This window comes from Neoroseomonas lacus, from assembly GCF_014644535.1.
In the GTDB taxonomy this organism is placed as follows: domain Bacteria; phylum Pseudomonadota; class Alphaproteobacteria; order Acetobacterales; family Acetobacteraceae; genus Neoroseomonas; species Neoroseomonas lacus.
The window spans coordinates 390,077-412,471 of record NZ_BMKW01000004.1 but is presented as its reverse complement, the minus strand read 5'-3'; the positions used below and the strand labels follow the sequence as shown (position 1 = coordinate 412,471).

21 protein-coding genes are annotated in these 22,395 nt (G+C 68.4%); 10 read left to right on the top strand and 11 right to left on the bottom strand.

The window, feature by feature from the left end; translation table 11 throughout:
• The first annotated feature begins 176 nt into the window (after positions 1-176).
• Positions 177-707, top strand: a complete 531-nt coding sequence (locus IEY36_RS10550) for a DUF6973 domain-containing protein (RefSeq protein WP_188967008.1) — start codon at positions 177-179, stop codon at positions 705-707.
• A gap of 263 nt (positions 708-970) precedes the next feature.
• Here IEY36_RS10550 and IEY36_RS10545 read toward each other — a convergent pair whose 3' ends face one another.
• The 3 genes from IEY36_RS10545 to IEY36_RS10535 form a co-directional block, all read right to left on the bottom strand.
• A complete protein-coding gene (locus IEY36_RS10545) occupies positions 971-1,354 on the bottom strand; it encodes a hypothetical protein (protein WP_188967007.1) in 384 nt (127 codons plus the stop codon).
• A 30-nt stretch (positions 1,355-1,384) separates the two neighbouring features.
• Complete coding sequence (locus IEY36_RS10540; RefSeq protein WP_188967006.1) at positions 1,385-1,612, bottom strand: hypothetical protein; 228 nt, start codon at positions 1,610-1,612, stop codon at positions 1,385-1,387.
• A 197-nt stretch (positions 1,613-1,809) separates the two neighbouring features.
• Positions 1,810-2,964 (bottom strand): aminotransferase class V-fold PLP-dependent enzyme, encoded by a 1,155-nt coding sequence (locus tag IEY36_RS10535; RefSeq protein WP_188967005.1) that lies wholly within the window; start codon positions 2,962-2,964, stop codon positions 1,810-1,812.
• A 256-nt stretch (positions 2,965-3,220) separates the two neighbouring features.
• Here IEY36_RS10535 and IEY36_RS10530 point away from each other — a divergent pair, with 256 nt between their 5' ends.
• From IEY36_RS10530 to IEY36_RS10520, 3 genes are all read left to right on the top strand, one after another.
• Positions 3,221-3,601, top strand: coding sequence for a helix-turn-helix domain-containing protein (locus IEY36_RS10530; RefSeq protein WP_188967004.1), 381 nt, complete (start codon positions 3,221-3,223; stop codon positions 3,599-3,601).
• Positions 3,602-3,706: 105 nt separating this feature from the next.
• Positions 3,707-4,993 (top strand): NCS2 family permease, encoded by a 1,287-nt coding sequence (locus tag IEY36_RS10525; protein WP_188967003.1) that lies wholly within the window; start codon positions 3,707-3,709, stop codon positions 4,991-4,993.
• Positions 4,994-5,630: 637 nt separating this feature from the next.
• Positions 5,631-7,130 carry a calcium-binding protein gene (locus tag IEY36_RS10520; protein ID WP_188967002.1) on the top strand — a complete coding sequence of 500 codons (1,500 nt, stop codon included), beginning with the start codon at positions 5,631-5,633 and terminating at the stop codon, positions 7,128-7,130.
• A 101-nt stretch (positions 7,131-7,231) separates the two neighbouring features.
• Here IEY36_RS10520 and IEY36_RS10515 read toward each other — a convergent pair whose 3' ends face one another.
• On the bottom strand, positions 7,232-7,924 hold the full coding sequence (locus IEY36_RS10515; RefSeq protein WP_188967001.1) for a winged helix-turn-helix transcriptional regulator: 693 nt from the start codon (positions 7,922-7,924) through the stop codon (positions 7,232-7,234).
• Positions 7,925-8,067: 143 nt separating this feature from the next.
• Here IEY36_RS10515 and IEY36_RS10510 point away from each other — a divergent pair, with 143 nt between their 5' ends.
• Positions 8,068-9,207 carry an acyl-CoA dehydrogenase family protein gene (locus tag IEY36_RS10510; RefSeq protein ID WP_188967000.1) on the top strand — a complete coding sequence of 380 codons (1,140 nt, stop codon included), beginning with the start codon at positions 8,068-8,070 and terminating at the stop codon, positions 9,205-9,207.
• A gap of 34 nt (positions 9,208-9,241) precedes the next feature.
• Here the strand turns inward: IEY36_RS10510 and parE are convergent, their stop codons facing one another.
• From parE to IEY36_RS10485, 5 genes are all read right to left on the bottom strand, one after another.
• Positions 9,242-11,224: a DNA topoisomerase IV subunit B gene (gene parE, locus IEY36_RS10505; protein ID WP_188966999.1), complete on the bottom strand. Its 1,983-nt coding sequence runs from the start codon at positions 11,222-11,224 to the stop codon at positions 9,242-9,244.
• 81 nt (positions 11,225-11,305) lie between these two features.
• Positions 11,306-11,827, bottom strand: coding sequence for a hypothetical protein (locus IEY36_RS10500; RefSeq protein ID WP_188966998.1), 522 nt, complete (start codon positions 11,825-11,827; stop codon positions 11,306-11,308).
• Between the two features lie 2 nt (positions 11,828-11,829).
• Positions 11,830-12,708 carry an SH3 domain-containing protein gene (locus IEY36_RS10495; RefSeq protein ID WP_188966997.1) on the bottom strand — a complete coding sequence of 293 codons (879 nt, stop codon included), beginning with the start codon at positions 12,706-12,708 and terminating at the stop codon, positions 11,830-11,832.
• Positions 12,705-13,202, bottom strand: coding sequence for a DNA starvation/stationary phase protection protein Dps (dps, locus tag IEY36_RS10490; RefSeq protein ID WP_188966996.1), 498 nt, complete (start codon positions 13,200-13,202; stop codon positions 12,705-12,707). The genes IEY36_RS10495 and dps overlap by 4 nt, the downstream gene beginning before the upstream one ends.
• Positions 13,203-13,255: 53 nt before the next feature.
• Positions 13,256-14,842 carry an MFS transporter gene (locus IEY36_RS10485; RefSeq protein ID WP_188966995.1) on the bottom strand — a complete coding sequence of 529 codons (1,587 nt, stop codon included), beginning with the start codon at positions 14,840-14,842 and terminating at the stop codon, positions 13,256-13,258.
• Between the two features lie 85 nt (positions 14,843-14,927).
• On the opposite strand from IEY36_RS10485, the gene IEY36_RS10480 reads away from it, so the two are divergent.
• Positions 14,928-15,257, top strand: a complete 330-nt coding sequence (locus IEY36_RS10480) for a DUF962 domain-containing protein (RefSeq protein WP_188966994.1) — start codon at positions 14,928-14,930, stop codon at positions 15,255-15,257.
• Positions 15,258-15,326: 69 nt separating this feature from the next.
• Here IEY36_RS10480 and IEY36_RS10475 read toward each other — a convergent pair whose 3' ends face one another.
• A complete protein-coding gene (locus IEY36_RS10475) occupies positions 15,327-15,716 on the bottom strand; it encodes a PH domain-containing protein (protein ID WP_188966993.1) in 390 nt (129 codons plus the stop codon).
• 206 nt (positions 15,717-15,922) lie between these two features.
• Between IEY36_RS10475 and IEY36_RS10470 the strand changes: the two genes are divergently transcribed.
• From IEY36_RS10470 to IEY36_RS10460, 3 genes are all read left to right on the top strand, one after another.
• Complete coding sequence (locus IEY36_RS10470; protein ID WP_188966992.1) at positions 15,923-16,876, top strand: ATP-grasp domain-containing protein; 954 nt, start codon at positions 15,923-15,925, stop codon at positions 16,874-16,876.
• Complete coding sequence (locus IEY36_RS10465) at positions 16,876-17,847, top strand: Bug family tripartite tricarboxylate transporter substrate binding protein (protein ID WP_188966991.1); 972 nt, start codon at positions 16,876-16,878, stop codon at positions 17,845-17,847. Before IEY36_RS10470 ends, IEY36_RS10465 begins: the two co-directional genes overlap by 1 nt.
• A 130-nt stretch (positions 17,848-17,977) precedes the next feature.
• The gene (locus tag IEY36_RS10460) at positions 17,978-19,399 is read left to right on the top strand and encodes a DUF1254 domain-containing protein (RefSeq protein ID WP_188966990.1); all 1,422 of its coding nucleotides are present in this window, start codon (positions 17,978-17,980) and stop codon (positions 19,397-19,399) included.
• A gap of 54 nt (positions 19,400-19,453) precedes the next feature.
• Here the strand turns inward: IEY36_RS10460 and IEY36_RS10455 are convergent, their stop codons facing one another.
• Positions 19,454-20,152 (bottom strand): alpha/beta fold hydrolase, encoded by a 699-nt coding sequence (locus IEY36_RS10455; RefSeq protein ID WP_188966989.1) that lies wholly within the window; start codon positions 20,150-20,152, stop codon positions 19,454-19,456.
• A gap of 398 nt (positions 20,153-20,550) precedes the next feature.
• On the opposite strand from IEY36_RS10455, the gene IEY36_RS10450 reads away from it, so the two are divergent.
• A complete protein-coding gene (locus IEY36_RS10450; protein ID WP_456307047.1) occupies positions 20,551-22,323 on the top strand; it encodes a DEAD/DEAH box helicase in 1,773 nt (590 codons plus the stop codon).
• Positions 22,324-22,395 lie beyond the last annotated feature (72 nt).

Below are 22,395 nucleotides of genomic sequence, written 5' to 3'. Positions count from 1 at the left end.
GAGGTCGAGGCCTGTGCGATGCCTGCGGCGGTGTCGCCGGTTCCTGAGGGGGCGGCGCTCCGAGCCGCCCCTGTGATCCGGATCGCATGGCGAACGACCACCCTGAATCACTTCCTCCCCAAGCCCGACCGGCGGCCTTAGAGCGGCGGCATCAACGCCACCCGACGGAGACCACCATGTCCTTCATGGACGACCTCGCCGCCCTCGCGAACGAAGCGCTCGGATCGCAGGGCAGCAACCTGGCCGAGGCCGGGACCATCCTCAGCAAGGCCACCTCGCTCCCCAAGCTGCTGGCGGCCAAGGAGGAAGCGACGCGCTGGTCGCGCGCCGTCTCCTTCGCCTTCACCGACGATCTTACGGCGGATGACGCGAATGCCGTGGCGCTCGCCTCGCGCAACGAAGGCCCGGCCGATGCGCTGCGGCACTGCTTCCTGGCCTCGATGCTGGCGCGGGACCTCGGCTACACCGACGCACTCGAAGTGCTGGTGGCGCATGAGATGAACGCCGCCTGGGGCTCGCCCGCCTCGCAGATGGACCTGTTCAACAACGCCGTAGGCCTGGAGATCGGCACGCGCTCGAAGGCGGCGTCCGACCTTGACCTGCAGGTGGCGACGATGGATGCCTTCCTGCAGGGCCGGTTGCGCGTGCTCGACCATGCCAATGGCGACAGGCTCGTGCCGACGCGGTCGCTGACCTTCGGGCGGTGATGACGCGCCGTCGGCGCGGCCGTTCTATCGGGACGCTGGGCGCGCCGATGCTCGAAGCGCAGGCGATGCGTTCTCCCGGGCCGTCAAGGCCGGCGCCTGCCGGTGTTCGGCGCGGGACCGAAGCGGAGCGACGCGAAGAAGCGTTCAATGAGCGCATTCCACTCATCGCTGCGGGGGTCGGCTTCAGCATCATCTGCCATGCGCCGCTCACTGGCGCGTAGAAATGCGAATGCCACGATACCGCTATCGGCCGGCGCCCGGCATTAGCGGACATTCGAGGTGAGCCGCAGCGTCGTACCCGCTGGGAAGGTTGGGTTTCCCCATTCCTCATAGATGACCTGCGTCGGCACACAGTTCGTTTCCTGCGGCGTGGCGCCAAGCTCCGCATGGATCGTCCGGAAGCGCGGACCATGCTCCCATCCGAGCAGTCTCGGACGGTCGTTCGAACCAGCGCCACCCGCCAAGCCGTCGCGCAGATCAACTTCGAGCATCGCACGAAGCTCGTCGATATGCGGCGGCGCTTCCGTGGGCGACAGCGGCGGATCGGCGCCGGCAGCGACGAGGAAGTAGGTGTGGGCGCGTTCCGACGGCGTAGGCATGCGGCCCTCGCGAGACCAGGCGATGACCGGTGCGATATGGTAGAACATGGACACCGCTGGTCCTTGGGATCGCTCGCATCAACCGGCGCCGGGCCGCACCACGGTGACCGGCCCGAAGGTTCGCGCAGTGTCGGCATTCGCGATGTATCGCCCGCCAATGCCCTGGCAGGCCGCCTCGACGCGGCCGCCGGCTACATCTTTCGGCAGGGCGGCGTCGCTGGCTGCCATCTCGCAGCCATCCAGACTGACCAGCGCACCGATGAGGGCAATGATCGCCATCGCGCGGCCCGCAGGGTGGCGGGCCAATTAGGCCTCCCATCGAGGCGAAGGGCAGGGAAACACCGGCGGGTCCATGGCGTGCCTCCCGGACAACGCCTGTCATGCTAGGCGGACCCTTCGCCGAGCGGCTTGATTCACCTCATCCGCTCAGTCGTGACCATGCGGCCGGCGGCAGGCGCCACATGGTCGTGGTCCCCGCAACTGCCGCGGCGCGGACCGCCGCCTCAGGCTGCTTTCCTGGCAAGCCGCGCATAGGCCGCGACGAAGCGGTCGACATCCTCCTCGTCATTGTAGACATGCGGGCTGATGCGCAGCCGGCCGAGGCGCGGCGCCGCGAAGGCCTTTTGCGCCGCCAGCGTCTCGATGAAGCCGGCCGGCATGCCGTGAGGGAAACTCACGCAGAGCAGATGCGGCGCGCGCAGCGAGCGCTTCGGCAGGATGGCGCCGGCCGCGCCGAGGCCATCCTCCAGCCGCGCCGTGAGCATCGCGCAGCGTTCGCCGATTGCCTGGTGGCCCCAGGAGGCCATCAGTTCCAGCGCCACGGTGGACATCTCGATGCCGACGAAATGGTCGCGCTCGCCCATGTCGAAGCGCCGCGCGGTCGGTGCGTAGGACAGGTCGGACAGGTAGGGCGTGCGGTCATTGGTGACGCCGCGGCGGCCGAAGCCGGTCTGTTCGAGCGGCACGCCGTCCTGATGGCGCTTGGCGATGTAGATGAAGGCGCGGCCATAGGGGCCGAGCACCCATTTGTAGGTCGGGAAAATCAGGAAATCCGGGTCGATGCGCTTCACGTCGAGGTCCATCATGCCGGCGCCATGCGTCGCGTCGATCAGGAGCGCGGCGCCCTTCGCCTTCAGCGCCGCGCTGATGCGGTCCATGTCGAGCAGCGCGCCATCGGCCCAATGCAGGTTTGAGATGGAGGCGATCGAGACCGGCGCGCCGGGCCGCGCGATCGCTTCCTCGACCGCCGCGGTCCAGTCGCCATCGGCGGGGCGCCTGACCGTGTCGACCGTGAAGCCCTGGGCGGGGGCGCGCTGCATCCATTCCAGCACCGGGGAGGAATGATCGTCCTCGAAGACCAGCACCCGGGCGCCGGCGGGGGGCGCGAAGATCTTGCCGGCGACGGCGACGCCGTAGGAGACCGAGGGGATGATCGCGACGTCATCGGCGGCGGCGCCGATCAGCGCGGCGGCGGCGGCGCGGCAGCGCTCGATGCGCTGGCCCGGCAGGGCCAGGTCGAGTTCCCAGGGGTGGCCCTTGAGGGCGACGCCCTCGCGCCCGGCCTGCTGCACCGCCAGCGGCAGCGGCGACCACGCCGCGGCATTGAGGTAGGCGACATCGCGCGGGATATCGAACAGGTGGCGCTGGGAGGCGAGCATGTCGGGTTTCCTTGGACGGGGCAGCGGCGAACCTAGAACAGCAACACGCCGCGGCCAACGCGCCGGATGCCGGCCTCGGCCCTCTACATGTCGTGGCCTTGCCGGCGATTTTCCCCAGATGTGGCGGTTTTTTACTTTTCATTAGCCGAATCGGCCTCAGTCCTTGCGTCGCCGGCGGGACCGGCCGGGTCGCCAACCTCGATACGAGGTGGCCCCCGGGGAACCCGCCGGCACGCAAAGCCATGAGGACGACAAAATGTCTCAACACATGCAGGCCGCCGCCACCGATGGCGCCGAGGGCCCGGCCCCGGCGGAGTTCGAATTCGACGGCCAGGTGGGCGCGGCGCTGCACCATCGGCGCCGCCGGCTCGGCCTGACGGCGACGCAGCTGGCCCGGCGCGTCGGCATCACCCAGCGGCGCATGGCCCGGCTCGAACTGGGGCTGGAGCCGCTGACCTTGCGCCTCGCGCTCAGCCTCGGCGCAGCGCTCGACATGCCGGCGGGCTGGTTCCTCGGCGTCGAGGCGGCGGCGGTGCCGGAGGCGATCGGCATCAGCCTGCAGCAGGCGCATGACCATTGGGCGCAGGCACTGGCGCTGCGCATCGCCGCCCTCGGCGCGGCGCAGATGCAACACTGACGCACCAACCGCCGGGCCGGCGGATGGCCCGGCTGCGGCGGCGCGGGATTTGCGTGCATGGCATGGCGTAGCCTTGATGCAACACGAGTCCCCGGAGTGCACCGCATGGAGCGTCTGTTTCGGCTGAGCGAGCGCGGCACCGATCCGCGCACCGAGATCCTCGCCGGCCTCTCCACCTTCCTGACCATGGCCTATGTGATCGTGGTCAACCCGTCGATCATGGCCGCCGCGGGCATCGATGCCGGGGCGGCCTTCGTCGCCACCTGCCTCGCCGCGGCGATCGGCTCGATGCTGATGGGGGTGATCGCGAATTTCCCGATCGCGCTGGCACCCGGGATGGGGCTGAACGCGTATTTCGCCTTCGCCGTCGTGCAGGGGATGGGCGTGCCGTGGCAGGTCGCGCTGGGGGCGGTGTTCCTATCGGGGCTGCTGTTCTTCGCCGTCTCCATCTTCCGCATCCGCGAATGGCTGGTGAACGGCATTCCGCTGTCGCTGAAATTCGGCATCGCGGCCGGGATCGGCTTCTTCCTCGGGCTGATCGGGCTGCGCGGCATGGGGCTGGTGGTGGCGCATCCGGCGACGCTGCTGAGCCTCGGGCCGATCACGCAGACCGGGACGCTGCTCGCCTGCGCCGGCTTCCTGGTGATCGCCGGGCTGTCGGCGCGCAACGTGACGGGCTCAATCGTCATCGGCATCATCCTCACCGCGCTGGCCGGCATTCCCTTTGGGCTGACCACCTTCCACGGCATCGCCTCCATGCCACCCCCGCTGGCGCCGACCTTCATGCAGCTGGACATCGCCGGGGCCATCGGGCTCGGCATCACCGGGATCGTCTTCACCTTCTTCATCGTCGATCTGCTCGACAACACCGGCACGCTGATCGGCACGGTGCATCGCGCGGGGCTGATGCGGAAGGATGGCACGGTGCCGAACCTCGGTCGGGCGCTGGTGGCGGATTCGGCCGGGGCGATGATGGGCGCGGTGCTCGGCACCTCGACCACCGTCAGCTACATCGAAAGCGCCGCCGGCATCCAGGCGGGCGGGCGCACCGGGCTGACCGCGGTGACTGTCGGCGTGCTGTTCCTGCTGGCGCTGTTCCTGGCACCGCTGGCGACGTCGATCCCCAGCTTCGCGACGGCGCCGGCGCTGGTCTTCGTCGCCTGCCTGATGGCGAAGTCGCTTCAGGAACTCGATTGGGCGGACACCACCGAATACCTGCCGGCGATCGTCACCGCGCTGGCGATGCCCTTCACCTTCTCGATCGCGACAGGGATCGGGCTCGGCTTCATCACCTATGCGGGGGTGAAGACGCTGGCCGGGCGGCCGGGCGAGGTGCATGGGGCGGTGTGGCTGATCGCCGGGCTGTCGTCCGTCAAATTCGCGCTGCTATAGGCGGCGACCCAAAAGCCATCCGCCGATGCCGCGCGTGAGGGTGAGGGTGAGGGCAGAGCACCGCCACGCCCGGCGCGGCGGTCGGGTGCATGCGGCCCGCAACAACGCCATTACCTGAATTGTTGCCAGTCAGCCGCATTCCGTTTCTTGATAGAAATCAAGATTATTTGACGATGAATGCGGATTCAATTTCCGTTTGATGGGAATGTTCTTGCAATAATCAACCTGAAGACGAAAAATAATATCAAACTTCCGTGAAGTTTCTTATTCAGTTGAAGATATATAGCTCTATTCGCCAACACGGACAGATTTTATCAACTATGGCGCTTATATGCGCTTAATTCTTCTGCAATTTCGTTTATGCGGCGATATGCATTTAGACATTTCAGATATTTGCGGCCGACTAATAAGACGCCCAATCAACCCGCTTTCATGCCAAATATGCTGATGATAGCTATTGTTTCTACGCATTACGTCGAAGTAGATAATCCGACTGGGTTGATAAGCTTCCGGGATTGGTCGCCGGATCTAGAGCATCGAATGTTATTCTCTGTATTCGCCGGCAAAAACCGGAAGCTCTTAGTCATGCCCAGTATTTTGGTGAACTGTCGCTCAACGAAAACGGGAGATCGCCACCATGGCATACAGTTTTGACGCAGAAAGCAGCACGCGTTTCACTCTGACCGGAACAGCTGGAAATGACATCGTCAACCTGAGTGACAACATCATTCAGGCTACCGAAGTCGATCCCGTCCTGCCGCAGGACGTGGATCTGCTGGCGGGCGGCCTCGGCTTCTTCCGCCGGATCGATATCAACGGCTACGACGGCAATGACTCCGTGATCGGCGGCAATGCCCTGCTCTCGAAGATCATTGCCAATGGCGGCAATGGCGACGATTGGTTGGAGGGCGGTCGCAACAACGACGTCTTGGTCGGTGGCAGCGGCTTCAACTACCTGAATGGCTTCGACGGAAACGACAGGCTCACCGCGAATGGCGGCAACGACACCATGTTGGGTGGCAACGGCAATGATTGGATCAGTGCCGGCGGTGGCAACAACGTGGTGATGGGCGAGGCCGGAAACGACACCATCTTCGCCAATGGCGGGAACGACAAGGTCGATGGCGGCAGCGGCAACGACCTCATCGATGCCGGTGGAGGCAACAACGACGTTGTCGGCGGTACCGGCCTCGACACCATTACGACTGGGAGCGGCAATGACACCGTCAATGCCGGTTCGGACAATGACGTCGTCAACGCAGGCGACGGCGCCAACAGCATCCTGGGCGGCGACGGGAACGATGCGATCACCTCCGGCAGCGGCAATGACTTCGTCAACGGCGGTGCCGGCAACGATCTCATCTCCGCCGGCGACGGCAACAACAACATCAACAGCGTGACCGGCAACGACACCATCACCACCGGTGCCGGCAACGACACCATCAACTCGAACAGCGACGACGACGTCGTCAATGCTGGCGACGGCAACAACCTCGTGTACGGCATGACCGGCAACGATGCGCTTACCACCGGCAGCGGCGCCGATACCATCTATGCCGCCGACGGCGACGACACCGTCAGTTCCGGCAGCGGCAACGACTTGGTCAATGCCGGCGCCGGCAATGACGTCGTGACGGCGGGCGATGGCAACGACACCATCGACGCCGGAACCGGCGACGATACGATCGACCCTGGCGCCGGGCAGGACACGATCTACGACCGCGCGGGAGCCGACAACGTCCTTCTCTCGGACGGTGACAACGACACCGTGCTGAACGGGAATGATTTCAACCCCGACGTGTTCAGGTGGACGTCGCTCCATGAGCATGACAATGGACCGGAGTGGGACAAGATCTCCTACTTCGACGTCACCGGCGCGATTCACGACCAGATCGATGTCTCCGGCCTCGGCAACAACCTCGTCGCCGACATCTACGGCTCGGCCGGGGACAGCGGCGCGCTGGTCATCTACAAGGACATGGCGGCCCGGCACGATGGCGACGCCAGCCTGGTTGTCGAATGGGACAACGGCACGCCGATCGAGCAGATCAATGTCGGCATCCAGAGCGGCGCCGATATCAAGATCGGCTTCGGCTGGCATGTGTTTGACGGGGTGACCGGCGACACCTTCTTCTGAAGGAACGGCCGTCGAGGGCGGCGGCGCCGTTGCCGCCGCCTTCCAAGGGGTATCTCGGACACCAGAATGCGGATTGGCGGGGGGTTTGCCCCCCGCAGGTGTCACGCGTCCAGCATGCCGGGTGGCCCGTAGACGAGCCGCCGCTCGCGCACCCGGTCGAACAGGCCGAGCAGCGCCTTGGCGCGCTCGGTCGCCGATGGCTCGCCGTCGAAGACGATGCCGTGCCGTGCCGTCTCGTCGGTCAGGCCGAGATAGCCCATCCAGACCCGCGTGAAGGTTTCGAGATCCGCAGCGATCACCGCATCCACCGGATGACCGGGGTCCTTCATACACAGGTCGATATGCGGATGCATGAAGACGAACCACCAGCTGCGCTGCGCCGTGCGCGCGGCGGGGATGTTGCGGAAATCGAAGCGGATGACGAAGCGCCCGGCGGGGAAGGCCGAACGCGGGATCTGCCCGCTCATGCTCATCAGCAGGAAGTGCGGGTCGAAATCCTCAGGACGCAGGATGGATTGCGTGTGGCGCTGGCCCCACAGGCTCAGCGCCTCGATGATCGGACGGAAATCCTCCCCCGCCGATGTCAGCGCATAGACATTGCCGGGACCGTTCGCCTTTGTCGTGATCGAGATCACGCCATGACGCTCAAGGTCGCGCAGCCGCTGTGCGAGCAGCGTCTTCGACATCAGCGGCAGACGGCGGCGTAGATCGTTGAACTGCGCCGGCCCGCAACAGAGCTCGCGGACGATCAATGGTGTCCAGCGTTCGGCGAACAGTTCGCAGGTCTTCGCCACCGGACAGAATTGTCCATATCCCGGCATAGCAGCACCATCCTTCGGTTACGAAGATGAAATCAAGTCCATTTTCTGGCCTTGAAGCTTGGCTTCGCGAAACGCCAGGGTCAGCGCCACCACAACGCCCCTGATGGGAGAGCAGCATGCCGGACACACAGGTCACCGATCACCTGACGATCGACTGGATTGCCGCCGCCGATGCAATTGGACGCGAGATCGCCGCCACCACGGCGCGCCATGACGAGGAGGACACCTTCGTTGAGGAGGGCTTCCGGGCCCTGAAGGCGGCGGGCTTCTTCAAGGCGCTCGTGCCGGCGGAGCTGGGCGGGCTCGGTGCTGACTACCGCGACATCTGCCAGGCGATCCGTCGCCTCGGCACGATTTGCGGATCGACCGCCCTTGCCTTCTCGATGCATTCGCATCTGGTCGCCGTACCTGCGTGGCGCTGGCGGCACGAGAAGGCACCGGTCGAGGGCCTGCTGAAGCGCGTCGCCGCGGAAGACCTGGTGTTGATCAGCAGCGGCGGGTCCGATTGGCTGCCGAGCAATGGGCGCGCCGAGAAAGTCGATGGCGGCTTCCGCGTCACTGCGAAGAAGGTGTTCTCGAGCGGCTGCCAGATGGGCGACCTGCTGGTGACCAGCGCCATCCATGACGACCCGCAGGCCGGCCCGACCGTGCTGCACTTCGCCGTGCCCTTCAGGGCGGAAGGCGTGCGGCGGCTCGACACCTGGCGCGTGCTGGGGATGCGTGGAACGGGGTCCCATGACGTGGCGCTGGAGGGCGTCTTCGTACCTGACGCGGCGATCGTCGCGCGGCGCCCGCCAGGCCAATGGCACATGCTGTTCCACCACATCTTCGCGCTCGCCTTTCCGCTGGTCTATGCGGCCTATGTCGGCGTGGCCGAGGGCGCACGGAACCACGCACTGGAGATCGCGCGGGTCAAGCCGAAGACCGCGGCGCTGACCATCGCGGCGGGGCGCATGGAGAACGCCTTCATGCAAGCGGAGATGGGTCTCGACCGCATGATCGCCATCGCTGAGACCGATGCACCCGGCCCGGAACGCACCAGCCGCGCGGCGATCGCCCACACCCTCACGGCGGAGGCGGCGATCGCGACGGTGGAACGCGCGATGGAACTGGTGGGGGGTTCGTCCTTCTACCGCGACCTGGGGCTGGAACGCGCCTTCCGCGATGTTCAGGGGGCGCGCTTCCATCCGCTGCAGGAATTGCCGCAGCTGGAACTGACCGGGCGGATGGCGCTGGGGATGGGTATCGACGGATGAGGCAACCGGGCGGGAGGGGGCCGCCCCCCTCCCCTCAAGCGTCGAGCGCCTCCGCCTCGACGCTCGCCGCGTTGTCCTGGATGAACTGGAAGCGCAGTTCGGGCCTGCGGCCCATCAGTGCCTCGATGCGTTCACTGGTGAAGGCGCGGTCCTCGGCCGGCAGGATCACACGCAGCAGGGTGCGCTTCTTCGGGTCCATGGTGGTCTCCTTAAGGGAGGCCGGCGGCATTTCGCCCAGGCCCTTGAAGCGACTGACCTCGACCTTTTGGTTGGCCTTGAAGCGCGCCTTGAGCACGCGCTCGCGGTCGGCATCGTCCATCGCATAGACCGACACGCCGCCGGCCTGCAGGCGGTAGAGCGGCGGCTGGGCGAGGAAGACGCGGCCTTGGCGCACCAGCTCGGGCAGTTCCTTGTAGAAGAAGGTCATCAGCAGCGCGGCGATATGCGCGCCGTCCACATCGGCATCGGTCATGATGACGACGCGACCGTAGCGCAGCCTGGCGATGTCGAAGCGGTCGCCGACGCCGCAGCCCAGCGCCTCGATCAGGTCCTTGAGTTCCTGGTTCTGCCGCAGCTTTTCCGTGCTGGCGGAAGCGACGTTGAGGATCTTGCCGCGCAGGGGCAGCACCGCCTGGGTCTCGCGGTCGCGCGCCTGCTTGGCGGAACCGCCGGCCGAATCGCCCTCCACCAGGAAAAGTTCAGTGCCTTCGGAGGTCGCGCGGGAGCAATCCGCCAGCTTGCCCGGCAGGCGCAACTTGCGGGTGGCGGATTTGCGCGGCATCTCCTTCTCGGCGCGGCGACGGATGCGGTCCTCGGCGCGTTCGATGGCGAAGGCGAGCAGGTTGTCAGCCGTTGCCGGGTCGCCGGCCAGCCAATGGTCGAAATTGTCGCGCAGGGCGTTCTCGACGAGGCGGGCGGCTTCCGGGCTGGTCAGCTTGTCCTTGGTCTGGCCCTGGAATTGGGGGTCGCGCACGAAGACCGAGAGCATGCCGGCGAGACCGCCGAACAGATCCTCGGCGGTGACGGCCGCGGCGCGCTTTTCCTTCTTCAACTCGCCATAGGCGCGGAGGCCCTTGACCAACGCGGCGCGGAAGCCGGCTTCATGGGTGCCGCCCTGTCCGGTCGGGATGGTGTTGGCATAGGTGTTGAGGAAGCCCTCGGCGCGCTCCATCCACGTCGCGGCCCATTCGACGCGGCCGGCGCCGTCGGGGAACTCCGCCTGGCCGCTCCAGGGGGTGGAGACCACCGTCGCCTGGCCCGTGATCGCCGAGGCGAGGAAGTCCGACAGCCCGCCAGGGAAATGCAGCACCGCCTCGGAAGGCGTCTCGTCCTTGATCAGCGCGGGGTCGCAGGACCAGCGAATCTCGACACCGCGGAACAGATAGGCCTTGGAACGGCACAGCCGGTGCAGCCGTGCCGGCTTGAATTCCTGCGCGCCGAAGATCTCGGGGTCGGGCTTGAAGCGGATGGTGGTGCCGCGGCGGTTCTGCACCGGGCCGGCGTTCTTCAGCTTGGTGACCGGCTTGCCGCGTTCGTAGGATTGCGTGAACAGGGTGCGGTCGAGCGCGACCTCGACCTCCAGCCGTTCGGCCAGGGCGTTGACCACCGAGGAGCCGACGCCGTGCAGGCCGCCCGAGGTCTCGTAGGCCTTGCCGGAGAACTTGCCGCCCGAATGCAGCGTGGTGAGGATGACTTCCAGCGCCGACAGCTTGGGGAATTTCGGGTGCGGGTCGACCGGGATGCCGCGGCCATTGTCGCGCACGGTCAGCCAGTTGCCGGCGGCGAGCGTGACGTCGATGCGGTCGGCATGACCGGCCACCGCCTCGTCCATGGCGTTGTCGATGACCTCGGCGGCGAGGTGGTGCAGGGCGTTCTCGTCGGTGCCGCCGATATACATGCCGGGGCGCCGGCGGACGGGTTCGAGCCCTTCCAGCACCTCGATGTCCTTGGCGGAATAGCCTTGGCCCTGCCCGGCGGCGCCTTTCCCCGCGCCGCCCCGGCCGAACAAATCGTTCATGTCTTGTTCCCCTTAGGCCGCCGAGGATACCGGCGAGAGCGGCAGGAAACAACGCGGCAGGCGATTCGCCCGCGCGCCGCCTCACGCCACGCGGGTCACGACGCCTTCCGCCTGGCCGAGGTTGAAGTCGGGGTCGTCCTCTGTCCAGGCGAGGTTCATGGCGCCGTCCGGCCGCGGTGCCAGGGTGACCAGGGCGGGCCACCCGGCCACCGGGCCGCGGATCTGGAAACCCTCAAGCAAGCGGAAGCGCCAGGACCAGACGCGTGGGGCGAAGCTGTCGGAGGCGCGCGCCACCATGCCCCGGCCACCGCGCGCATCCAGCGCGGTCACGGCGACGGCGATGGACTGGCGGCGATTGATGCCGGCCCAACCCTCCCATCGTCCCGAGAACACCCGCAGCGTGGCCGTCACATCCGGGCCGGGCGGTTCGATACGCAATGGCGGCAGGACGGCGAGGCGCTGGCTGGTGGTTTCGGCGGCGAAGGCCTCCCAATGCGGTGGCCAGCGGCCGGGTTCGAGGTCAGCGAGATCGTCGTCGCCCGCACAGGCCGCGGCGAGGCCCGGCAAGCCCAGCAGCAGGGCGCGCCGCCGGGCGTTCGCCACGCTCAGGCGCCGAGTTCGAAGCCGGAGACCGCCGCCTCGCGCGCCAGGCCCAGGCTTTCGGCGAAATTGTCGCGCCGGGCGATGTTGGTGGCGACCAGTTGGCGGATCTCGGCGCCCGCCCCACCAGTGGCGGCGGGGGCGGCGCGCTCGGCGATCTGGAAAGCGCCGGTGGGCGCATAGCCGCGCAGCCCGCCCTGCCCCTCGACCAGCGCGAAACCCGATTGCGCCGGGCGGACCGAGACGGCCTGGCCGGCGGCGACGCGGCCGATCTCGGGGGCACCGGCCTCGGGACGCAGGCGCAGCGGCACCGTCGCGGCGGCGACCACGCTGCGGGTTGCCCCGCTCTCGGCCCGGGCGCGGCGGGCGGCGGCGCGCGAGCCGGGTGCGGCCGCCTCGATCGCCGCGTCACGCTGCGTGGTGCGGGCTTCCAGCGCGTCGAGCACGGCCTGGGCGCGGGCGAGGTCACGCTGCAGCCGCGCGCGCAGCGCCGCCATGCGGGCTTCGGCAGCCGGGCGCGGCACGCGATTGGCGGCGAGTTCGGCGCGGATCACCCGCGCCTCGATCCAGCGGCAATAGAGCAGCGCGTCGAAGGCGATCTGCACCGCGTCGATATCGGCGTTTTCCTGGCGCAGTGTCGATTCCAGCCCGGCTCCGGGCGTCGCGGAGGGGCGGCCGAAATTGGTCGCGACGGTGCCACGGGGCAGTTCGCCCGGCGCGGTCCAGCGCGCCGGGGCGAGGAAGGCGTCGCCCGAGCCATTGAAACTACTGACCTGGTTGCGGCAGCCCTCGCCGGCATCCTCGCCGCCGGGCAAGGCGCAGGCGGCGAGCAACGCCACCGCCGCGCCGCTGGCAAGCGCCAGCCTTGACCAGGCGATACTCACCCGAGATGCGCTTCAAGCATCCACAGCGCCTTGTCGAGCGTGCGGGAGTAGCCGGTCAGCAGGTCGGCTGTGTCGGCATCGCCGGCCTCGTCGGTTTCATCGATGCCCTCGCGCACCGTCTTGGCGAGCGCGGCATAGCGTTTGGTCAGCGCCTTCACATGGTCCATGCCGTCGCGCAGGTCGGCGGGGTAGGCGTCGAGGCGGGTCTTCTCGCCGATGATCTGGGTGGTGCCGTCCGGCGTGCCGCCAAGTTGGATGACGCGTTCGGCGATGTCGTCCGTCACAGCGCCAAGATCGTTGTAGAAGCCTTCGAACAGCGCGTGCAGGCCGGCGAAATGCGGGCCGCGCACGGTCCAATGCGCCATGCGGACGCTGTTGGTGAGGTCGGCCGTGTCGGCCAGGGTGGCGTTGAGCACGCCGACCGAGACTTCGCGCACATTGGCGCCGAGGTCGTTGTTGGTCGCGTGCAGTTTCGCGGCCTTGGATTTCGCCATGGCGGGGGCTTCCTTGATCGTATTGGACATGGGAGGCAAACGACCATGCAAGGTCAAGGTTGCACGGTCAGGTAGCGCGCGGCCTCGGGCGCATCATCGCCGACCTGGAAGCCGGCGGCGCGCGCCAGAACGTTGCGGTCGGCGGCATCGAGCCGTCCGGCCTCGCGCAGATGTTCTGTCCAGGATTCGACGGCCCAGAGCTCGATCCAGCGTTCGGGATGGGCGACATCCTCGAGAAGGCGCCAGGCCACCGCGCCGCAACGCAGGCGGACCCGGCGCGATTCCTTCATGGCGGCGAGGAAGGCGGCGCGGTTGGTCGGGTCGACGCGGTAGCGCACGACTTCGAGGACCCGGCCGGAATGCTCGTCGAGGATGTTGCGCAACTCGGCGGCGGGCGCCTCGGGGGACGGCATGGCGACGCGCGGCGGCTCGGTGCTCGTCGCGGTGTCGAGGCGCCAGCCGCGCACGCCGATCGCGGCGATGGCGCAGATGACCGCGGCGCCCAGCAGCGCCGGCTCGATGCCGAAGGTGTTGCCGGCCCAGCCCCACAGCACCGCGCCCGCGGTCATCGCGCCGAAGAAGCACAGCTGGTAGATGCCGATCGCCCGCGCGCGGACCCAGGCGGGGGTGGCGAATTGCGCGGAGGCCTGCAGGGTGGAGGCGGCGGCGAGCCAGCCGGCGCCGAACAGCAGCATCGCCACGCCCGCCGGCACCCAATGGTTGGACACCCCCAGCACCGCGAGCGCCAGCGCCGAGACCAGCGAGAAGGCGGTGACCATGGAGCCGCGCGTCGGGAGCCGCACGCGCAGGGCCGGCAGGGCGAAGCCGGTCGCCACCGCGCCGACGCCCATCAGCCCGAGCATGCCGCCGTAGGCCTCCGGCCCCAGGCCGAGTTTGTGGCGCACCACCAGCGGCAGCATCCCCCACACCGCCGAGGTGAAGAAGAAGAAAGTGACGGCGCGCAGGATGGTGGCGCGCATCGCCGGGCTGGCAGCGACGAAGCGCAGCCCGGCCCGCATCGCGGAGAGGAAATGTTCGGGCGGCATGGCGCTGCGCGGCGCCTCCCGCTTCCAGAACAGCAAGGCGAGCAGCAATGACAGGAAGCACAGCGCATTGAGCGCGAAGGCGGCCTGGGTGCCGGCCAGCGCGATGGCGAAGCCACCGATCGCCGGGCCCACGGCGCGCGAGAGGTTGAAGCCAATACCGTTCAGCGCGATGGCCTGCACCAGGTCCTCGCGCGGGACGAGTTCCGGCGTGGTGGCGGCCCAGGCGGGGAAGTTCAGCGCATTGCCCATGCCGATGCAGAAGGTGAAGAACAGCAGGCCCCAGGGGCCGAGCATGCCAGCCCAGGTCAGCAAGGCGAGGAGGGACGCCACCGTCAGCACCCAGGCCTGGGCGCCGATCAGGTAGATGCGGCGATCGATGATGTCGGCCAGCGCGCCGGCCGGCAGCGCCAGCAGGAAGACCGGCAGCATCGAGGCGGCCTGCACCAGGGAGACCATGACCGGGGACGGGTCGAGGCTGGTCATCATCCACCCCGCTCCCGTGTTCTGGACCCAGAGGCCGATATTGGCGGCGAGATTGGCCCACCAGAGCAGGCGGAAGGCCGAGTGGCGAAGGGGAGCGAAGGCTGCTGGCATCGTGGCAAACTGGCAGAAGCCGGTGGCGACGGGAACGGCTTCTGCGCGCTGGCCTGTGACGGCGTCGCTCGGTTAGGCTGGCGGCATGGCGGATCGCATCACCACCTATGCCGAGTTCTGGCCCTACTACCTGCGGGAACACGCCAATCCGTGGACACGGACGATCCATGCGCTCGGCACCGCGCTGGGGCTGGCGCTGCTGGTCGTGGGGCTGCTGGCCGGGCCGTGGTGGCTGATACCGGCCGCGGTGGTGGTCGGCTACGCCTTCGCCTGGGGCAGCCACATGCTGATCGAACGCAACCGGCCGGCCACCTTCACCTATCCGGCCTGGTCTCTGTATTCGGATCTGCGCATGGCATGGCTGATGGCGACCGGGCGGCTGGGCCCGGAATTGGCGAAGGCCGGGCTGCGTTAAGACGGCTTGTTGTGCTCGCGACGAACTTCACGCGATCAGGTGCTCCCACATGATCGCGAAATGCTCTTGTCAGTCGAGCGTCGTCGCTGGCCCGGCAGGGCGGGCGGTACGGTTCCACACGCCGCGGATGGCCTCGCTGACGCGCACCGGGTCGGCTATGCCGCGCAGCACATGCGTCTCTTCCGAGCGGCCTTCCATTGCCTTGACCACGATGTCGCCGATGCCGACCAGGCGGTGATAGAGGCTCTGCTTCACCACCACGTCGCGGATGCGGAAGATCTCGATGTCGTCGCGCGACTTGGTCCAGAAACCCTGGGTCAGCGTGATGCGCTCATTGGTCAGGATGATGCGCTGCCGGCCGAGGAAGGGCAGCCCCAGCATGACAACGGAGAGCGCGAGCCAGAGCGGCCCGTAGGAGCGCTTGGTCTCCCGCGTTTCCAGGATGACGGTTTCGGTCATGCGATAATCCCTGCCTGCGCGTGCCGATTACGGCCTGCGGCGGCGCGGGGCAACGGGGGATGGTTTGGCGTGCGACGGGTAGGATGGGAAAGGCGGTTTTCGGCAGAGGTTGTTGATGAAAAGAAAAATCTTTCTTTTTATGGCAGTATTGCGGGCTCACTTAGAAATGTCTTTCTATTTTGGGGAAACCAACCGGACCGCCCCTCATGCCGCAGATCTTCGTCATCCATGAAAACGACGCTTGGCTCGACCCGCTGCGGGCCTCCTTCCTCGCCGCCGGCGTGGCGCACGAGGAATGGCACCTCGACCGTGGCCTGCTCGACCTGACGCGGCCCCCGCCGGCGGCGGTCTTCTACAACCGCATGTCGGCTTCCTCGCACACGCGCGGGCATACCTATGCGCCGGAATATGCGGGCGCGGTGATCGAATGGCTGGAACGCCATGGCCGAACCGTGGTGAATGGGCGGCGCGCGCTGCAACTCGAGGTCTCCAAGGTCGCGCAGTATGAGGCGCTCGCCGCGCATGGCGTCCCGACGCCGGCCACCATCGCCGTGGTCGGCGAGGAGCACCTGCGCGAGGCCGCCGCGCGCATCGGCTTCCCGCTCATCCTCAAGCATAATCGCGCCGGCAAGGGCCTCGGCGTGCAGTTGGTGAAGAGCCCGGCCGCGCTGCAGCAGGCGATCGCCCGCATCGCCGCCAATGAGGACCCGCATGGCAGCCCGCGCGACGGGATCTGGCTGGTGCAGCGCTATATCGCCGCGCCGGAGCCCTTCATCACCCGCGCCGAATTCGTCGGCGGGCGGTTGCTCTATGCGGTGCGGGTGGATACCTCGGAAGGGTTCGAGCTGTGCCCCGCCGATGCCTGCGCCATCCCCGAGGGCGCCGCCTGCCCGGCGGTGGCGCCGGGTGAGAAGTTCCGCATCCTCAACGGCTTCACCCATCCGCTGATCCCGCGCATGGAGGTGTTCCTCGCCGCCAGCGGCATCGGCGTGGGCGCAATCGAGTTCATCACCGATGCCGCCGGACAGACCTTCGCCTACGACGTGAACACCAACACCAACTACAATGGTGAGGCGGAGCGCCGCGCCGGTGTCTCGGCCACCGATGCGGTGGTGCGCCACCTGCTCGCCCTGCGGCCCCGCGCGGCGGAGGCGGCGTGATGTTTCGCCGCACGCTGTTCGCCCTGGCGGCGGGCCTCTCCCTCGCCGCCCCGGCGCTCGCTGAGGAGGCCGCGCACGACACCCGCCCGATCCGCTGGCTGGTCGGGCTGCCCGCCGGCAGCGGGCCGGACCTCCTGACCCGGCTGCTGACCGACCGGATGGCGCCGCTGCTCGGCCGGGCGATCGTCGTCGAGAACCGGCCAGGGGCGGCGGGCAACCTCGCCGCGCAGGCACTGGCCCGCGCTGCCCCCGATGGAGCGACGCTGGGGACGCTGCTGGCCGCGACTGTGTCGATCAACCGGCATCTGTATCCGGAGTTGGGCTTCGACCCGGCGCGGGATTTCACGCCGATCAGCCATTTCGCCTCCTTCCCCGGGGTGCTGGTGGTGCATCCATCGCTGCCGGTGGAGACGCTGGATGATTTCGCCGCCTGGGTGCGCGCGCAGCCGCAGCCTCCGCTTTGCGCAACTTCCGGGGCAGGCGTCGTGCCGCATCTCGCCATGGCCTGGCTGATGCGCGAGATCGGCGGGCGCTGCGAATTCATTCATTACCGCGGCAGCCCGGACGCGCAGCGCGACCTGATCGCCGGGCGCGTGCCTGTGATGTTGGACGGGCTGCCGACCTCCCTGCCCGGCATCACCAGTGGCCGGACGCGCGGCGTGGCGGTGACCTCGCTGCAGCCGAGCGCGCTGGCGCCGGAACTGCCCGCGATCGCCTCGCGCCTGCCAGGGTTCGAGGCGCTGTCCTGGATCGCGGTGGGGGCACCGGCCGGGCTGCCGGAACCGCTCGCTGCAAGAATTGAGGCGGCAGTGGCCCAGGCGATGGCCGACCCGGCGCTGCTGGCGCGCTTCCGGGCGCTGGGGGTGGAGCCGGTGGCATCGGGTCGGGTGACACTGGCGGCGCGCATCACTGCGGAAGATGCGCGGTGGGGGGCGCTGATCCGCGAGGTCGGCATTACGGTGGAGCCGTGATGCGCCGGCGTGCCGGAAACGGATAGGGCTTCAGGGATGCGGCACCGTTGCGGCGCTGCTACGGTTGCGATCACGGCACGGGTCACCACGACGCCGAGTCCACGCCGCTGTCACAATCGAGGCCCGTCGCATGAAGAAACGCGACCTGATCCGCGCATCCGCCCTGGCCGGCGCCACTCTCGGCCTGCCGCGCCTCGCGGTCGCGCAGGCCAGCCGCCCCGGCATCGTCGGCGCCTTCGAAATCGCCGAGGCGGCCTTGGTCTTCGGACTGCCGATCGTGATGAACTACACTGTAATGTACGAGTTCGCGATCGACCGGAACAGCGGGCAGTTCAAGGCGCCCTTCAACACCATCTGGAACGATGCGCAGGTCTTCACCTGGCGCGACACCGCCGTTCCGACGCCGAACAGCGACACGCCCTATTCGATGAGCTGGCTCGACCTGCGCGCCGAGCCGGTGGTGATCTCGGTCCCCGACGTGCCGGCCGGGCGCTACTTCTCGGTCCAGGTCTGCGACGGCAACACCTACAATGTCGGCTACATCGGCAGCCGCACCACGGGTCAGGGCGCGGGCACTTGGATGGTCGCCGGCCCCGAATGGCAGGGGGCGACGCCGCTCGGCATCAAGGGCGTGATCCGTTCCACGACACAATTCGCGCTGACGATCTTCCGTACCCAACTCTTCGGCGCGGACGACATGCCGAACGTCGTGGCCGTGCAGCGCGGCTACAAGGTGGAGCCTCTCTCGGCCTTCCTACGCCAGCCCGCCCCGCCGGCCGCGCCCGAGATCAGCTGGCCGCGCATCAACGCCGAGCTCGCCAAGCGCCACTTCTTCGACTACCTGGCCTTCGCGCTGCAGTTCAACGCGCCGCAGCCCAACGAGGCGGCAGTCCGCGCGCAGCTGGCGACGATCGGCATCACCGGCACAGGTGCCGCGCTGCCGTCCTCGCTGATCGACCGGCTCGAGCTCACCGCCGGCGCCATCGAGGGCGAGCGCAAGGTGGAGGCCGCGGTTGCCGCCGCCGGCGTGGCGATGAATGGCTGGCGCGTCACGCCGATCCCCGGCGCGCCCGAGGCCTATAACGGCGACTGGATGCTGCGCGCGGTCGCCGCCAAGGCCGGCATCTACGGCAATTCCACCGAGGAGGCGACGTATCCCTTCACGCGCCGCGACGCGGCGGGGGCGGAACTCGATGGCAGCAAGGGCCGCTACACGCTGACCTTCGCAGCGAACCAGCTGCCGCCCGTCAACGCCTTCTGGTCAGTGACGATGTACCATGGTGGGAACCAGTTGCTGGTCCAGAACCCGATCGACCGCTACCTGATCAACACGCCGATGCTGTCGCAGATGAAGCGCAATGCGGATGGCGGGGTGACCCTGCACATCCAGAAGGACGATCCCGGGGCCGAGCTGCGGCCGAACTGGCTGCCGGCACCGAATGGGCCAATCTACATCGTCATGCGCCTCTACTGGCCGAAGACCGAGCAGCCGTCCCTGCTGCCGATCGGCCAGGGCCAATGGCAAGCGCCCGGGATCGTGCGCGTCGGATGACGGTCACCGAGCGCGCGTCGGCCCAGGGCCGCGCGAGGTGGATGCGGCCCGCGCCTAGGCAGTGAGCCAGGCGGCGAGCGCGGCGTTCACCGCCTCGGGCGTCTCCATCGTCGGCAGGTGCCCGGCATCGGTGAAGTGGCGCAGCCGCGCGCCGGGGATCAGCGCGGCCATCTCAGCGGCGAGCGGCGGCGGGGTCAGCGCGTCGTCCTGGCCCACGCCCACCAGCGTCGGCACCGCGATGCGCGACAGATGCGGCCGGGAATCGATGCGGTGCATGATCGCTTCCTGCTGGCGCAGGAAGGCTTCCTTGCCGACGCGTTCGGCCATCTCCATCACCTCGTCGGCGAGCGGACCGTCGAGGCGCGAAGGGTGGATGAGCGAGGGCAGCAGCCGTGGCGTGACCCCGCGGAACTGGCCGGAACGGGACAGCGAGATCAGGCCGCGGCGGCGGCGCTTCTGTTCGTCGGTGTCGGCGCGGGCGCCGGTGTCGAACAATGCCAGGCGCGTCACCCGCCCGGGCGCCTGACGCATGATCTCGAGCGCGACATAGCCGCCCATCGACAGGCCGGCGAGGGCGAAGGGGCCCGCCAGCGCAGCGAGGGCGCGGGCGGCCATCGCCTCGATCCGGTCATCGAGAGTGAGGTCGGCGACCACGGGTATCGCGAGCGGCGCCAGGGCGGCGACCTGATCGCGCCACAGCCGGGCGTCGCAGAGCAGGCCGGGCAGCAGGAGCAGGGAGGCAGGGCGGGTCATGGACCGGCTCTATCGCGGCGCGGCCGGCCCGTCCATGTGGCGCGAGGCGCGGAAAACCTTGATCTTCCGCCCAAAGCGGCGCATATCCGGCGCGCTCGTGGATTGGCGGGCCGGATAGCCGGCCCCGGAGTGCGCCCTGACCGGGGCTCGGCCACCCACCGCACCCCGCTATCGGCCCCGCTACGGCGGGCCCATGGAAAAGAGCACCGTTGAACGAGCTTCCTCTTACGGCCGCGGAAGCGGCCGACGCCCCGGCTCAGCCGGATACCGCCCCCGAGGCCATTGTGGCTGTGACCGGGACCGACACCGCGCCCCCCGCGGCCGAGCCGGTTGCCGCCGAACCGCCCGCCAGATCCGCGCCGGTGGAGCCGCCGGCTACCCAGCCTGACCTGCTCGCCTTGGCTGGTGCGCCAGCCGTCGAGGTCATCGCCGCGCCGGATACCGAGGATGACGTCCCGGAGTATTCCGAAGAGGAAGATGAGGAGGAGGACGAGCGCCCGCGCACGACCTTCGCCGATATCGGCCTGTCGCCGGAGTTGCTCCGCGCCGTCGAGGAATCGGGCTACATCCACCCCACGCCGATCCAGGAACACGCGATCCCCTGGGTGATGATGGGCCGCGACGTGCTGGGCTGCGCGCAGACCGGCACCGGCAAGACCGCATCCTTCGTGCTGCCGATGCTCGACATCCTGACCGGCAGCCGGGCCAAGGCGCGCATGCCGCGCTCGCTGATCCTGGAGCCGACGCGCGAACTCGCGCTGCAGGTCGCCGAGAATTTCGAGAAATACGGCAAGTACCTCAAGCTCAACCATGCCCTGCTGATCGGCGGGGAGAGCATGAACGACCAGCGCGACGTGCTCGAGAAGGGCGTCGATGTGCTGATCGCGACGCCGGGCCGGCTGCTCGACCTGTTCGACCGCGGCCGCATCCTGATGGCGGATGTGAAGTTGCTGGTGATCGACGAGGCCGACCGCATGCTGGACATGGGGTTCATCCCCGATGTCGAGCGCATCGTCTCGATGATCCCGAAGATCCGCCAGACGCTGTTCTTCTCCGCCACCATGGCGCCCGAGATCCGTCGCCTGGCCGATGCCTTCCTGTCGAACCCAAAGGAGATCACCGTCTCGGCGCCGGCCTCCGTCGCAACGACGATCGTGGCCGGCCTGGTCTATGTGCAGCCGCACGATAAGCGCGAGGCACTGCGGCGCATGATCCGCGTCGAGAAGGTGCAGAACGCGCTGATCTTCTGCAACAAGAAGATCGAGGTCGACATCCTTTACAAGTCGCTGAAGAAGCACGGCTTCTCCGTCGGCGCGCTGCATGGCGACATGGACCAGTCCACCCGCTTCGCGACGCTCAACGCCTTCAAGGCGAATGAACTGCAGCTGCTGGTGTGTTCCGACGTCGCGGCGCGCGGCATCGACATCGGCGGGTTGAGCCACGTCTTCAACTTCGACGTGCCGTTCCGCGACGAGGACTACGTGCATCGCATCGGCCGCACCGGTCGTGCGGGCCGCGAGGGCCACGCCTACACCATCGCGACCGCCGATGACGCGCGCAACGTGGCGGCGATCGAGAAGCTGACCGGCAAGCCGATCCCGCGCATGGCCGTCGAGGGTCTCGACGTCGTGCCCGAGGAAGAGATCGAGGAAGCGCGCAACGCGCCCAAGGGTCGTGGCCGCGGCCGTTCCGCCGGGCCGGCCAAGGGCCGTGGCGGTGATCGCCGTGAGGGCGGGCGGTCTTCGTCCACCCGGCGTGACGGCCCCACGCGCGAACGTGCGCCGCGTGCCGCCGCGGCCCGCGAGGCCGCCCCTGCGCGTGAGCGCGAGGAGGTGGTCGCGGAGGCTCCGCGCCCTCGTCGCGAGCGGGCCGAGCGTCCCGAGCGGACGGAACGCCCCGAGCGAGGCGACCGCGCCGAACGCAGCGCACGCATCGAGCGCGAGACCGCCGAGCCGGCGCGCCAGGACCGTGATCCGCGCCGCGAGCGGGAGCGCGACCGTGAGGCGCCGCGCGGCGAGCGCCGGTATCGCCAGGAGGATCTTGGCCCGTCGGTGGTGGGCTTCGGCGACGCCGTGCCGGCCTTCATGCTGATCCCGTTGCCGCGCCCGCGCGCTGACAAGCCTTCCGACGCGCCGGTCGCCGACAGCGCACCCGAGACCGAGGCTGCCTGACTGTGACGGCTGCAGGTGCGAAGGCGCCGAAGGTCTGAATCACGCTGTCAGACAATTGGTTGGAGCGTGATG